Here is a 1,065-nt window from a genome sequence, read left to right as displayed (position 1 = left end):
TCCAGACACCATTCCCACACGTTCCCGTGCATATCGTATAACCCAAAAGCGTTAGCTACTCCAAAGCTTCCTACTTCTGTTGTTTCTTCTCGATAGATACCTTTGGGGCCAGGGCCATAGGAACCTGACCATTTATATTCTTCGTTATCTGTACCTCGATAATTAGCTAAATCGGTTGTAATTGTCTCACCAAAGTGGAATGGTGTGGTAGTTCCAGCACGACAGGCATATTCCCATTCGGCTTCACTGGGGAGGCGGTACTGTCTTTTTGTGTGGTTGGATAGGCGATCGCAAAATTCAACCGCATCGTACCAGGAAACACACTCTACTGGTCGATTATCTGCTTTGAAATGCGATGGATCTCTTTCTAGCTCTTTATTAACCTGTGGTAGTGCTGCTACTGCTTTCCATTGTGCTTGGGTGACGGGGTATCTACCCATGCAAAATTGCTTAATGTTTACTAAATGCTGAGGGCTTTCATCCTCAGTACGCTCTAGTTCATCTTCTGGTGAACCCATCATAAAGCTGCCATCAGGAATCAGCACCATCTCTAGAGTCATTCCATTGCCCAAGTCTTCTTTGTAGTATTGGGCTGTTTTCTCAGTTCGATTTATAACTATTTTTGGCATTTATTTTTACTTGATTCTTTTTTGCTAATATTGCCTCTAATTAGGGATTATTCCCTAATCAGGAGATATTTCCTTTTTTCTCATAATTACCAATCAAACACTGTATTTATAAAAAAATTAGATCGCTCCGCTCCGCTACGCTAAAAAAGGGCAAAAAAAAAGAAGTGTAAAGGACAAAAGAGCTAAAGTATAAAGGGCTACTGAAGAATCCTCCCGGCAGCACAGACAACACGAAAACCAATACTGTCGCCGTGGGTGCCGCGCCTACCGTAGTCGTCGCGATACGCAGAACGGCAGTTATCAGGATTGTCGATCCAAGAACCGCCCCGCAGCACGGCACTTCCTTGTTTTTGAGAAAGATTATTATTCTCATTGTCAAACCAAGGACTGCCATCTGTTGGCGCACCTTCATAGTTATTGTGCCAATCGTCCAGAC

At 43.5% G+C, this 1,065-nt stretch carries 2 protein-coding genes; both read right to left on the bottom strand.

Annotated elements, in window-relative coordinates:
* Nucleotides 1–629, bottom strand: a 629-nt coding sequence (locus B4U84_RS30180; RefSeq protein WP_131121665.1) for a formylglycine-generating enzyme family protein, incomplete at its 3' end; no start/stop codon positions are given.
* Between the two features lie 197 nt (nucleotides 630–826).
* The coding region (locus B4U84_RS30175; protein ID WP_165490415.1) for an SUMF1/EgtB/PvdO family nonheme iron enzyme at nucleotides 827–1,065 on the bottom strand (239 nt) is incomplete at its 5' end.

This window comes from Westiellopsis prolifica IICB1, assembly GCF_004323185.1.
In the GTDB taxonomy this organism is placed as follows: domain Bacteria; phylum Cyanobacteriota; class Cyanobacteriia; order Cyanobacteriales; family Nostocaceae; genus Pelatocladus; species Pelatocladus prolificus_A.
The sequence above is the reverse complement of the archived record's forward strand: the minus strand, read 5'-3'. Positions and strand labels throughout refer to the sequence as shown.